Raw genomic sequence first — 12,753 nt, forward strand, 5'->3', positions numbered from 1 at the left:
GGTGCTTACACAAGCAAAGGATTATTGCCCAGCTATGTAGCAATAATCCTTGACTTTAAAGACGGTAGGTACCGCGCATAAAGCGTGGTAGGTAGGAGGCTATAAAAATGCAAATATAAAGTGCAGTACATAGGGGCCATAAAAATTCAATATTTAACAATAAAACCTTTTTAAATTTTATGACCTTCCCAAAGAATTTTGTACGCGGGACTATTGCGTATTATTGAGTTTTTTGCAAAGGCTTATTTTTTTGATTTATTCAGGAGTGTAGCCTGATGGTTTTTCAGAGCCTTCACCAAAAAAATATTTTTGCATTTCTTCTTTTAAAAACTCGCGAGCTTTAGCTTCCATTAAATTCAGGCGGTATTCATTGATGAGCATGGTTTGATGGCTTAGCCACATATTCCAGGCTTGTTTCGAAACTTCATTATAAATCCGTTCTCCTAATGCTCCGGGGAAGGGTGGTTTTAATAAGCCTTCGGCATCTTGGTTTAATTTACAGCAATGTACTATTCTGGTCATGTTTTGCCTCTTATTTCCAACATCATAAACAGAGTATAGTTTACGTGTTATTCGGCAATTTTGTACTTAAAATTACTTAAATTTTTTAGTCTGAACGATGTTTTGCCTGAGCCAATAAAATATGTTGAGAAAGAATTTGCTCCTGTTCACTTGTTAATCCGTTAAACTGTACTGCCGTGCGGTAATTATGCTCACTTTGATATTGGCTGTAGACTACAGTGCCTTCCACAATTATGGGAATCATTTTCGGTTTAGTATAGATTACTAGTTTTATCAGGGTTTTTTCTTTAATAAGATCAGGTGTCTTAAATGCCATTCCACCCAGACTAATATTGACTTTACGCAGCTGAATGGTATTCGTCATCAGCATTTGTCGTGACAAATAATCTATTTTTGCATTTAAAAGGTTAAGATAATGGGCTATTGTTGGTTCTTTAAGGGCAATAACTTGGGTGAGTTCAGCCAGTTCATAATCAATTTCTTGAAAATAATGTGCTGCCTCAAGATATCGTTGTCCATTTTTGCCTAAAAGTTGATCCACAACTGCGCGATCAGGGCACAGCTCTCCAGGTTCCATAATTCGGTAGTTAAAATAGATATGATCTTCTACCCGAAAATGTTGACGTCTCTCATGTATAGGCATAGTAGCTCCATTAACTGCATTTAGTGAACAAGTCTCTTAGACTTGCATGATATTCCTATTTGTTCCTCTTGTATCATTGTCCAATATTGATGAATTAGGGGATGATTTTATTACCCATTCATCTTCTTCCTTCCCTTGTATTGTTTCAGTGATAACTATTGGCTCGGTTTGATTCAATCTTTTTGGGCGCATACTTGTTGCAAGAAATTGACTCCAAGACGTGGAAAGAGCTTCTAATTGATGTATTACCTTTTTTGCAATACCGGATAGCTCTTGGCTTTTTTCTTGTGCTTGCAGATAATTTGTTGCTGCGCTTGCTTTGAGTATGCACTCATCAAGAAAGTTGGTGAATTGTTGATCGGTGATTTTATCGTGTTTTATTGCTTCCAGAACTACGGCATTAAATTCAGATACTCTATCAAGTTTTAAAGCAGCGGTAAAAGCATCATTTAACCTCACCGGGAATTTCAAAGGCGAAATCATTTTTTGTAATTGTTGTTGTGCATCAAAAAAGAATTTTTTAAAGACATGCATGCCAAAACCTCTATCATGGGCTGTAATAATAAGCTCTCTAAGTCGCTCTTCGGTTTCAATGATGCATTTCAATTTTTCATCAGTAGACGCTGTATCGCACTTCATCTTTTTAGAATAGCTTGCAATCGTACTCATAATATAGGTTCTATTTCCCATATTATAAGCATCCTTGATTACTCCCAAATCAGCGGGATCCAAATAGTTCATAGTGGGATTCAAAACTAATTGATGTTCAGGATGGAGTGTATCTTCTCGTAATGCAGCAAAGTGTATTTTACTTAGGGTTACACTTTTGGCTGAAGTGTTGGTGATTGAATCTGCTCCACTACGTCGTTTAATAAAATCAAGCATGGCTACAGAAACCTTCTCACTAAAAGTTAGTTGTATCAAGTCATTGCCGAGATCCTCTACTTTTTTAATTTTATTTTGCTGTCTGTGAGTCCAAGGATATTTAAAGGCGCGGCCGTCGTCGCTAAATAATATGGGATTATGCAGGAGTTTTTCAAAAATTAACGCTTGCCTTATTCCGAAAGAATCGATATCGCCTGCCGTTTGGGGAAGTATGTTATCAATTGCTTCAAGACGCTCTAATACTCTTGTTTGCAGTGCTTCTGCATCTTTTTCAAGAACCATCAGATCACTTAACTCAGAAGTTAATTGGCTTTGTTTTTCTGTACTTAGTGGTTTTTTAAATTGTCGTTTAATTCGGGATGCTTGTTGGTGATGTTGCCATGCAATGTGATTGATATATTGGATAATTTTATCGCCAATAGAGCGCAATTGCATGATACTTTCGAATTTAGAATACATAGATGAATCTTCAATAATTGTGCGATTGCGTCCCAAGCCATGGCGAGTATGCTTTCTAAGAAAGTCACCTGGTATAAGGCATATTCGTGAATCAAGAATAAATTTATCAGTATCCATGAGTGATTGGTCAAAGATAAAAAGTGATTTTGCATTTCTTAAGGCCTTGTTTTGGCAATTGCCTCCAATTGCATCGGTATCGCTACATAGATAAAGTAAACCGAGTGCTCTGCCAAAATCTTCGATAAAATAATCCGCTTGTATTCCTTCACCTAGAGGTTTAATCGTTGAATAATGGGTATAGGTTTTTCCTGCAAGCCATGCATAAAATGTTTTCCCTAAAGAAAATTCACTCAGTAAGCGTATTTCTTCAAAAGGTATAAATAACCCTGGATGTCCATTATGGGAAATTGTAGTGGCAGCAGCTGTATCTAATCCCAATAATCGGGAAATATTGAGTGCCATAGCTTCATGCTGGACTCCTTTAATATTGCCATGTTTGGGTAGTTTAATAATGGCTTGCGTACTGAGTTTATAATGTTCTCTTTCAGCATGGTAAGCCTCAACACTCAAGCCTTCTGCTCGCTTACATAAGCAATGCAATTGTTTTTTTACCTTCTCCAGACTGATTAATGAGATTTTTTCGGTCACCCCGCCTACGTTTTCTTGTAAGATGCAATAGGCGAGAGTTGATCCATTGTCTTGTGGGATATTGATTCGTTTTAATTCATTGATTTTATTGAGATCCAATAAAATATTTAATCTTTTTTCTACGTTCTCCCTTTCCGAGTCACTATTAGCTACTCGTGCCATCTCTTCTTGTAGACGTTGAATCTGCGTAGTAACCTGTAGTGAATTGGATGCATCAAAAACTATAGCTTCCGGAAAGGTTTGTGTCAGTGCATACAGTTTTGTTCTGCTGTTAATTATTAAATCATCTAACTGAGTATCAATATCTTGAGGAATATTGGTCGGGCGTTCATAGTAATCATCTTTGGGTAATCGAATAATTTCATGTGCATTTAAAGTATATCGTATGCCTTCTTCTGCTTTTTCAAGATCAATACTCTTAAGCAAAGGAGGAGAGCTTCCTTTTTCAAAAGTAGAAGCGTATTTAATAATGCCACATAATTCCCGCCACTGGTCTGGATCTGTTTCCAGAGTTCCCAGGTCAAATAAGCCATTTTTATGGAGATCAATATGATCTAATAATTTATCAAGATCAGCATAGCTCGCCAGATCCTCATCCTTCAGCTCCACTGCAACAGAATTTCCACTTTTTTCTTTTAAAAAACGTTTAATAATCCTGTTTTTTTGCTCCAGCTCCATTGGTTATGTCCTTATAAAACCAATTTGACCTGTTTATAAATATAGACAATTTTTATGCTTTTGGTCAAAAAGTACATTAGGGATTTCCGTATAATAATCAATGCGAGTACAGATGAAAACTATATAAAATTACAATCTTTTCATTTTAATAATGGTTTGTGCAGCTTATAAAACAACAGTTTCTGAGATGATGTAATTTGGCAGGGATGCTTCTTTTTCGCTTCTTGACAATTTTTTATATATTCGATTGGCAAAATTAGCGAAATCTTTCAATCGGCTCATTTTAAACTCTTTTTTAGTCACTACTAATATATTTAGCCTATGAGAGATATTTGAGTATTAATTAATTGATCATGTTGATTTTTTTTACAAAAAAATTACAAATTTTTTCATTGATATAAATAAGTAATCTTCCGTAGTGCATAATTATATCAGTTTTAAGAAAAAATTTAGTAAATCCAGAGAAGAAACAACAACTACTTAAAGTCCTTGATTATTTTTAATTGAAGATAAAAATAATTTTGAGTTGTTGGTGCTCTTCCCTAAGCCAATTATTTATTGTATTAACCCAGTAGTTAAATGTTGCTGGTTACTGACTTTTTCTTGGACTACTGAAGGTTGTCTAAAAATATCCTGAGCTCTAGGGTAATGCGAGCTTTTCTCGCCTCTAAAGAGTGTACTGCCGACTCGACGTATTGATCTTTTCTTAATCTGTGGATCATCATCTTTGGCGCCCTTGGCAAGTTCTGCGAAAAACCTGTAGTTTTCTTTAAGATCAACGGACGTTCTTTTCTTATGTTTTGGTTTTTTATCAGTTTGAGAAGCGGTTTTTTGTTGCTTAGTAGATGATTCCTCATCAGCGTGTGGCTCTACATCAGCAGATGTTTTAGTAGGAAATGTTGCTTCATCTGATTTTTCAATACTGTTATTTTTAACCACTATCGTTTCTGTTGATAGGAGTTCTTCATCCTTTTTTTCTGCACTTTTTTTGGGAGTAGGGATGTTGGCTTCCTCTTCTGTGGGGTCTTTCTGTTTTTCTAATACACCAACTTCTTCTTCGCCATTTGAGTTCGTATCGTTTAGAGCTCTTATCTCTTCCAAATGCGCTTGAAAATAATCTTTAAAATTATTTGCTTCACTGGCGCCCAGATTATCCAGAATTGTTGCAGGTAAAAACTCCAGTTGAATAAAATGAGTTCGGAATTCTGGATCATTAAAGTTTAATGAAATGTCTATATTATCCGCAGTAGTTACTCTTTTTACTCTGAAAAAACCAAAAGATAGGGTATGGATTATTTGTCTCCACCAACTTGCAGAATCCCAGTCTTTTGTTAAAAGTGCGTCTTCAATATCCTGGGAAATTTGGGAAAAATAACTTTTTGAACATTCTTGATAACACTTTATCGCCAACTTTTCAGTTACTCGATTGAAGCGAGGTTCTTTCGGGTTTTGTTCTGAAATGGTAGCAAAAACTATGTTTGCTTGCTCCAGAAAGTTTATACTTTTGAGCTTATTGTTATGTAAGAGTTGATCAATTTCATTTAATTCGTGTTCAATCCCTAAATTTTTTGCAGGTAATTCCTTTTCAAGCTGTTTATAGAAATCATCGATATTATGATTGAAAAAGGGAAGTAATCTCTTGAACTGTTCTATTGTAAGCCTTTTCCCTTCCTCATACCGTGTGAGCTCTTCAACAAGTATGGACAAGTTAATAATAGCACGATTTGGCTTTTCAAAATGGGCGAGTACGCTTCTGTTTTTCTCATCAGATTTTTCGGGTATATCACCCAGTTGAGTTACGATGAGGAATTCCTTGAGCGCTTTGCCCATTTGGTAAGACATCAGTTGCTCGATGTCAATTTGAGTAGTATACGCTTTAGGTATGTAATCCTCACATGCTTCATCAAGACAGGCAAGATATTGAGGTGGAGCATAGCGGGGACTACTTCGTAGTGTACTGGCAAGTGGTTTTGGGGAACGTACGAACGTTTTTCGGTCACTTATCAGTAATTTATGGTTATGCATCAAAAAATTACTTAATTTAATATCAGGATGATAGGCATTTGCTTCTTTGAGTTTGAGGCAAAAATCATTAATCTGATTGAAGTAATATTTTGTTATAGCCGCGATTTTTTGTTGTGGTTGCCCTTTCAGTTTTTTTGCAATATCTAATAGACTTCCTTGATTGGCAAATTGACTTAAAACTACAGGTTTAAATTCAATTTCCTTGTGGTCTTCACTTTTGAATTGCATCATAAATAAAGCAACATCGTTAGCGAAATATTTGGATACTGGGTAAGAGTGAAGATCTTGTTCAAAGCTCAAATCATTTCGGTCTTCTACTCGAAAAACAAGCGCTTCCTTCCACCCTTTCATTCTGAATTTAAAATTAAAATTATTGACCTGTTTTTCTCCTAGAACTTCGGTTTTATAGTCAGAACTACTTAAATCACTTTCACCTTTAATTGCCCTGATTTTTTCTTTGGCCAAACTTAGAATTTGAGCATGATCATCCAGATTCTTTTTTAGAATACTCTCCTTTTCAGCCAACACACTAAGACGTTCGCTTATAGCCAAAAATTGTTCTTTTATTTCACTAAAAGGTCTTGCGCTTTTTAATAATGCATCTCGGTCTTGCATTAGTTCATAGATATTTTTTCCTTCTACTTCCTCTTTCAATCCGGGGGATATGAGGGATGCTGGTATTTGGGCGGCAACAGCTTTTGCAAACTGAATCCCTTTAAAAAGGAATGAACCATCAGGATTTATTCCATGCATCTCCAGGTGAGCTCGCCAACTTTCAGGACCTCTAGCTGCAAGCCATTTAAATTCTCCCTCAAATATAGGTATTGAATTAATATGATAATTGATTTTCTGTAAGTAGAATAAACGCTGGACTGTATCTTCTTCAGGTATTTTATTAAATTCATGTATTTGGCGTATGAGCCTCCGGTGCTTTGCGTTAATAGGTTTTACTGTTAATCCCATAGTACTTTACTACTCCAACGTCAAAAATCAGAAAATAGGCATCGATGTCATGTTAAAAGTGGACGATTATTTTCACTGCTGAGATTTCATTTCCTTTGATAAGCTGGGGAAGCAAAAGCATTAGTGAGATTTCAAACACCACTCGCATCAGTAATTTTAAAAATTGCGTAAAATTAAAGCATAGACCTACTTATCTTTCAAGAAGTGTATTTGAATAAAAAGTGAATAATTGTAGCGTTCGAATCATTTTATTTTTTTTAGCAAAGATCACGAAGTTGTTTTAATATGAGAAGACAGTTTTAGATGATGTAATTACTAAGAAAATTACTATCTTAAGTGGTCTGTTTTATGATTTAATATTTACTATTTCCCAGCGTAAGAAAGGTTTATCATGACTTTTGTAGTAACAGAAAGTTGTATTAAGTGTAAGTACACTGATTGTGTTGAAGTATGTCCTGTTGATTGTTTTTATGAAGGGCCGAATTTTCTGGTGATTCACCCTGAAGAATGTATCGATTGTGCATTGTGTGAGCCGGAATGTCCTGTTAATGCGATTGTTTCTGAGGATGATTTAACTTCTGAGCAGCAGCAATTTAAAGAATTAAATGCCGAGCTTGCTAAAACATGGCCTAATATTACCGCAAAAAAAGATGCTCCCCCTGATGCCAAAGATTGGGAAGAGGTTAAGGATAAACTTCAATATTTACAAAAAGAGTGGTAGAAATCACTTCACTAGCTGAATCATGTCAGCGAATTCTTGGTGAGAAAGGGCGGCTTTCCACTGCTATTCCGGGGTTTGTGGCACGTAAGCCACAGTCCGATTTAGCCGTGGCTATTGCTGAAGCAATTGAAGAAAAATCAATTTTAATTGCAGAAGCAGGTACAGGAACTGGCAAGACTTTTGCTTATTTACTTCCTTGTTTATTAAGTGGAAAAAAAGCCTTAATTTCTACAGCAACCAAAACGTTACAAGATCAACTTTATCAAAAAGACTTACCTGCTTTAGTCAGGGCTTTGGGATTATCTGCTCGTATACAAAATCTAAAAGGAAGATCCAACTATATTTGCCAATATCGTGTTGTATTACATTCCGAAGAAGGGCAATTTCAAAGTCCGCAATGCGCCCATGAAGTAGCTCACGTACGCAGTAAATTGTCGCAAATGAAAAATGGTGATCGTTCGGAGTTGCCTGAACTTAATGAAGATTCTCCAGTTTGGCATTATGTAACCTCAACAGTAGATAATTGCCTGGGTACTGAATGTCCTGCTCATGAAACATGCTTTCTACTCAAGGCTCGCAAACGTGCATTAGATGCTGATATAGTCGTCATTAATCATCATCTATTTTTTGCTGACTCACGGTTGAAAGAAGAGGGATTTGGAGAATTATTACCTGGCGTTGATGTAGTTATTTTTGATGAGGCTCATCAACTTGCTGAAATAGCAACTCATTTTAATGGTGAACGAATCGGAACGCGTCAGTTTCGTGATTTATTGGATGATCTTATTAAAGAATGGCCTGCTGTAGACCTTGCAAATCAACCTTTAAAAGCTTTAAGCCATAAAGCAGATAAATTGATGGATGAGCTATTAAGTAGTTTACCTGAAGTTGATGATCGATTTAGTTGGGAAGAAATAAAGCATAAGAAATCCTTTATGCGTGTTTGGGGTGATTGGTTGACATTAAAAGATGAAGTCATGGCATGTTTCCATGAATTAGCGCTTGCTGAATTTCCTGGACTTGTGCGCTGCAAAGAACGATTGATGGAATTTGCCAGAGTTTTATTATTCTTTACTCAAGAAAACAATCATAAAATACGTTGGTTAGAGCGCTTTAAACATACTTTAGTTTTTCATGTTACGCCGTATGATGTTGCTGAAACATTCGGTGATTTACTCAAACGTCAAGAGTGTACTTATGTTTTTACTTCTGCAACCTTAACTATAGCAGACTCTTTTGATTGTTTTTGTAAGCCATTAGGATTGTATGAGGCAAAAACTTTATTATTGCCTAGTCCTTTTGATTATCGGCAACAAGCATTGCTGTATTTACCAAGAGGTTTACCTGATCCCAAAGATTCAACTTATTATGAATCATTAGTATCTCGAGCCATTCCTTTAATTGAAACATTAGGAGGGCGCTGCTTTTTTCTATTTACTAGTCATAAAGCGTTAAAACAAGTTGCTCAAATGATGGGCAGTATTTTAAACTATCCTTTGTTGATTCAGGGAACTGAGGCAAAACCCATTTTACTTGAGCGTTTTAGGCAATTAGGCAATGCTGTTTTATTGGGAACTGCAACTTTCTGGGAAGGGGTGGATGTTAAAGGGGAAGCTCTTTCTTGTGTTATTATTGATAAATTGCCTTTTTCCAGTCCAGTTGACCCAGTAATTCGCGGTAGAATGGCTTATTTGAAAGAAAAAGGTTTATCGGGTTTTGATGAATTGTCTTTACCCGGGGCAGTGATTGCTTTAAAGCAAGGAGTAGGGCGTTTAATTCGGGATAATACGGATAAAGGTGTTTTAATGATCGCCGATCCCCGTCTAACCAGTAGAGATTATGGTGGACGTATCTTAGCCAGCTTGCCTCAGTTACCGAAAACTCGTGATGAGCATAAGGTGCTTCAATTTATTAGAGAATTAGAGCTGGATTATGAAACTGTTAGCGATTGATACATCTACAGAAAGAGCCAGTTTGGCTTTGCTTACTGGAGAAGAGTTACTTTGTGAAGAACAAAGTAACCAAAAAACGCACGCCCAATTTATTTTACCTATGGTTGATAGGCTGATGGTAAATGCTGATTTACAAATGAGTCAACTGGATGCCATAGTATTTGGTCGTGGACCAGGAAGTTTTACCGGTTTGCGAATTGCATGCAGTATTGCAAAAGGCCTCGCCTTTGCCAATGATTTGCCTTTAATTCCAGTGAGTAGTCTTGTTGCTATTGCTTGGTCAGTTCGCCAGAAGAAGCAGATGCACAACTCACCTGTATTGGCCGTATTGGATGCGCGGATGCATGAGATGTATTGGGCTTATTTTGCTGAGAATCAATGGACAGCAGAGGAACACGTTACACCAGTGCATGAACTCAACCTCCCTGAAAAACAATCAGTAATTCTTGCAGGAGTAGGGACAGACTCATATTGGGATGATTTTACTCCAGAAGTTAAATCACAAATACATGATAAATTAACCGTATATCCTTCTGCAGCAGCTATGATTCAGTTTGTTCAGTTTTCTGCGCAAAAGCCTGTTACAGCTGATGAAGCACAACCTGTATATGTACGAAATAAAGTGACTTAGGATTATAGGAGAATTTTGTGGATAAAAAGCTATTGGAAATATTGGTATGTCCTTTATGTAAAGGGAAGTTATTGATAAAAAAACAAGAACTTATTTGTAAATTTGACCGATTGGCATTTCCTGTTCATGATGATATTCCGGTGATGCTGGAACATGAAGCTCGAGTGATTTCATTAGAAGAAAAGGATAAGTTGTAATTGAGTATCCTAGTCTATTTTTTGTAGCCCGCTGCACTGCACCAGGCTACAAAGGCTACAAATTACGATTTTGTGATGTATTTTTTACGCCAATACAGTAAAAATGCAGGAATTAGCATCATTACGATTCCCATAGAAAACACCAGACGAAAATGCCCGGCACTACCAAAATTCATAAATTCGACGGGTGGGATGAAGCCTACAATTAAAGTCATACTACATCCGCATAAGCCCAAGATACAGACTAAATAGTAGCCGGTTTTTTTCCCCGGTATTGCAAAAGGTCTCTTAAGATGTGCGTATTTGCTTTTTAATCTCCAGGCTGCAATAAACATCAAGACATACATCATGATGTAGAGTTCTGTACTTAAGTCAGTAAATAACCAATAGATAGCATTCACGCTAGGAAACAAGAGAAATCCACTGCATAGAAGCGTCACTAAAATTGCTTGGGTGATTAAAATTCGTGAAGCAACGCCACGTTTGTTTAATTGACACATAAACTTGGGTAAAAAGTTATGATTGGCCGCCATGAGCAGACCTTTTGCAGGTGAGATGATCCAGTTGATCATACTCCCTAAACTTCCCAATAAGAGTAATGCAATAAGGACAGGTAAGAGCCACTCTAAGTTATATGCATGGAAAAAGTTAGTAAAGGCTTGGAGTACCCCATCAATGAGACTGATTTTCTCTTTTGGCAGAACAAAAGCTATAGCTAGAGAACCAAAAATCATCGTGGTTAAAATAAGCAGCACGGAAAAAAACATTGCCCGAGGAAAATTGACTTGCGGGTTATGCACATTGCGGACATGTACTGCCGCGAGCTCCATGCCTAGAAATGAAGTCATGATTGCGGTGAGTGATACCCATGACTGGCTGTCTTTCCAGTGTGGCAGTAAATGCGACACGCTCAAATCAATTGCTATAGGATTCCCTTTAATGACCCAAATTAGTGCAAGAAAAATAATAAATCCCATAGGAAGTATCATTCCTAATATGGCGCATAGACCGGCAAAATACGCTGAGGCACGTAAGCCAGATAAAGCGATTAGAGTTAATGACCAAAATATCACTAGAATTACAGCAATCAAATAATACTTATTTTGGGCGAGTTCGGGATTGATTAAGTAAGCTAAGACTCCCGCAATAAAAGATAGGATAGTTGGATACCAAACTAAAGTATTGATCCATTGCAGCCAGATAGTAAAAAAGGCTAAATTTTCACCATATGCATGCTTTACCCAGCTATAAATTCCACCTTCTTCATCAGACCAAGTTGATGATAGCTCTGCTGATACCAAAGCTACAGGGATTAAAAAAACAATTGCAGAAAAGATAAAGAAAAAAATTAATGAAGAGCCGAATAGAGCAGTTCCCGGTAAATTCCTAATGCTGTCAATTGCACCTGTAATCAATAAAACCAAGGCAAATACAGAGATTTTTTCAGAAGACCAATTGTTCATTAATTAAATAGACTTATTAAAAATGCCAGGCATTATATAGGAAGTTGGCGACGGGCGTTACTATTTATTTTATCACAAGTGTTAACTTTGTTGCATTTATGTAAAAAAGTTACTGCAGAACAAGAATTATATTTTCGCCCTTACCAACAATAGCCTATTTTTCTGCAGTATGATAGATTTTGACGGCCTGGATTGAGCCTGGAGCTAAAAACCTGTTAATAATCTTCTAAAATCAAGGTGTTACTGAGTTATCTAAAAGAGGTGCAGTGTCACAAGAATCAGAGTATTTTATTTGTTTCTGATTTGTAAAGAAGGATTTTCTTTTTCTCTCCGGTGATTGAGAGAAAAAATCTTTTTTTACAGATTTTAAAACATTATCAAAGTTGAGAAAAATTTCTATTCTTAATTGATAATCAGATTTTTTATAATCACTATTCGTTTGGTAAAATTGAACTGCTTCACCACTGAGGCTTGTTATCTTTTTTTGTAAATCAACTTTTGATTTGTAGTTGCTACTGAGTTTCATCGCTTGTTCTGTAAATTCGACAAATTTTGCTTTGTACGTTTCTAACTTCATTTTAATCCTTTTACATTAACTAAACCGAGTTTACTTTACTTAGACAAAGTTATGTATCTCTTTTTTCTTTATTAAAACCGCCTTTACACACAGAAGATTGCAAAACAGTTTTGTTTCTATCGTTCCACTCGTCTGGAGTAAACAAGTGCATGCTTAAGGCGTGTAATCCAAGTTCAAATTCTTCTTTGAGCAGCTGGTTTAACAATCTATGCCGCGCAATTCGCGATAAATCAATAAATCGTGAAGAGACCACGGTAATTTTAAAATGAGTTTGTGCCCCTTCAGGAACATGATGATTGGCTGACTCATCTTCGACATTTAGATAAACAGGGACTAATTCTTGACTTACCAATTTTTCAATGCGATTTTTACGTGACATATTTAACTCT

At 36.4% G+C, this 12,753-nt stretch carries 11 protein-coding genes; 4 read left to right on the forward strand and 7 right to left on the reverse strand.

From position 1 onward, the window contains the following. Positions 1-255: 255 nt before the first annotated feature. From A8O27_RS11160 to legK7, 4 genes are all read right to left on the reverse strand, one after another. On the reverse strand, positions 256-522 hold the full coding sequence (locus A8O27_RS11160; RefSeq protein ID WP_058458900.1) for an oxidative damage protection protein: 267 nt from the start codon (positions 520-522) through the stop codon (positions 256-258). An 85-nt stretch (positions 523-607) separates the two neighbouring features. Next, positions 608-1,165, reverse strand: coding sequence for a PilZ domain-containing protein (locus A8O27_RS11165; protein WP_058458899.1), 558 nt, complete (start codon positions 1,163-1,165; stop codon positions 608-610). Between the two features lie 36 nt (positions 1,166-1,201). Next, complete coding sequence (locus A8O27_RS11170) at positions 1,202-3,835, reverse strand: hypothetical protein (RefSeq protein WP_058458898.1); 2,634 nt, start codon at positions 3,833-3,835, stop codon at positions 1,202-1,204. A gap of 555 nt (positions 3,836-4,390) precedes the next feature. After that, positions 4,391-6,823 carry a LegK7 family Dot/Icm T4SS effector kinase gene (legK7, locus tag A8O27_RS11175; RefSeq protein ID WP_064115092.1) on the reverse strand — a complete coding sequence of 811 codons (2,433 nt, stop codon included), beginning with the start codon at positions 6,821-6,823 and terminating at the stop codon, positions 4,391-4,393. A 391-nt stretch (positions 6,824-7,214) separates the two neighbouring features. Here legK7 and fdxA point away from each other — a divergent pair, with 391 nt between their 5' ends. The 4 genes from fdxA to A8O27_RS11195 are packed head-to-tail and all read left to right on the forward strand — an operon-like array spanning position 7,215 to position 10,324. Then, on the forward strand, positions 7,215-7,544 hold the full coding sequence (gene fdxA / locus A8O27_RS11180) for a ferredoxin FdxA (RefSeq protein ID WP_058458897.1): 330 nt from the start codon (positions 7,215-7,217) through the stop codon (positions 7,542-7,544). Continuing rightward, positions 7,538-9,496, forward strand: a complete 1,959-nt coding sequence (gene yoaA, locus A8O27_RS11185; protein ID WP_058458896.1) for a DNA repair helicase YoaA — start codon at positions 7,538-7,540, stop codon at positions 9,494-9,496. The genes fdxA and yoaA overlap by 7 nt, the downstream gene beginning before the upstream one ends. Beyond that, positions 9,477-10,127 (forward strand): tRNA (adenosine(37)-N6)-threonylcarbamoyltransferase complex dimerization subunit type 1 TsaB, encoded by a 651-nt coding sequence (tsaB, locus tag A8O27_RS11190; protein ID WP_058458895.1) that lies wholly within the window; start codon positions 9,477-9,479, stop codon positions 10,125-10,127. The genes yoaA and tsaB overlap by 20 nt, the downstream gene beginning before the upstream one ends. Positions 10,128-10,144: 17 nt before the next feature. Further along, positions 10,145-10,324, forward strand: coding sequence for a Trm112 family protein (locus A8O27_RS11195; protein WP_058458894.1), 180 nt, complete (start codon positions 10,145-10,147; stop codon positions 10,322-10,324). A 62-nt stretch (positions 10,325-10,386) separates the two neighbouring features. Here the strand turns inward: A8O27_RS11195 and A8O27_RS11200 are convergent, their stop codons facing one another. From A8O27_RS11200 to A8O27_RS11210, 3 genes are all read right to left on the reverse strand, one after another. Next, complete coding sequence (locus A8O27_RS11200; protein ID WP_058458893.1) at positions 10,387-11,787, reverse strand: APC family permease; 1,401 nt, start codon at positions 11,785-11,787, stop codon at positions 10,387-10,389. A 232-nt stretch (positions 11,788-12,019) separates the two neighbouring features. Beyond that, complete coding sequence (locus A8O27_RS11205; RefSeq protein WP_058458892.1) at positions 12,020-12,364, reverse strand: hypothetical protein; 345 nt, start codon at positions 12,362-12,364, stop codon at positions 12,020-12,022. A gap of 49 nt (positions 12,365-12,413) precedes the next feature. Next, positions 12,414-12,743 carry a BolA family protein gene (locus A8O27_RS11210; RefSeq protein WP_058458891.1) on the reverse strand — a complete coding sequence of 110 codons (330 nt, stop codon included), beginning with the start codon at positions 12,741-12,743 and terminating at the stop codon, positions 12,414-12,416. Between the last annotated feature and the right edge of the window lie 10 nt (positions 12,744-12,753).

The organism is Legionella bozemanae, assembly GCF_001648595.1.
Lineage (GTDB): Bacteria > Pseudomonadota > Gammaproteobacteria > Legionellales > Legionellaceae > Legionella > Legionella bozemanae.

Excerpts from the sequence above, each read along its gene's own strand:
- A8O27_RS11160 (WP_058458900.1), bottom strand. The coding sequence starts at position 522 with ATGACCAGAATAGTACATTGCTGTAAATTAAACCAAGATGCCGAAGGC.
- A8O27_RS11165 (WP_058458899.1), bottom strand. The coding sequence starts at position 1,165 with ATGCCTATACATGAGAGACGTCAACATTTTCGGGTAGAAGATCATATC.
- A8O27_RS11170 (WP_058458898.1), bottom strand. The coding sequence starts at position 3,835 with ATGGAGCTGGAGCAAAAAAACAGGATTATTAAACGTTTTTTAAAAGAA.
- legK7 (WP_064115092.1), bottom strand. The coding sequence starts at position 6,823 with ATGGGATTAACAGTAAAACCTATTAACGCAAAGCACCGGAGGCTCATA.
- fdxA (WP_058458897.1), top strand. The coding sequence starts at position 7,215 with ATGACTTTTGTAGTAACAGAAAGTTGTATTAAGTGTAAGTACACTGAT.
- tsaB (WP_058458895.1), top strand. The coding sequence starts at position 9,477 with ATGAAACTGTTAGCGATTGATACATCTACAGAAAGAGCCAGTTTGGCT.
- A8O27_RS11200 (WP_058458893.1), bottom strand. The coding sequence starts at position 11,787 with ATGAACAATTGGTCTTCTGAAAAAATCTCTGTATTTGCCTTGGTTTTA.
- A8O27_RS11205 (WP_058458892.1), bottom strand. The coding sequence starts at position 12,364 with ATGAAGTTAGAAACGTACAAAGCAAAATTTGTCGAATTTACAGAACAA.
- A8O27_RS11210 (WP_058458891.1), bottom strand. The coding sequence starts at position 12,743 with ATGTCACGTAAAAATCGCATTGAAAAATTGGTAAGTCAAGAATTAGTC.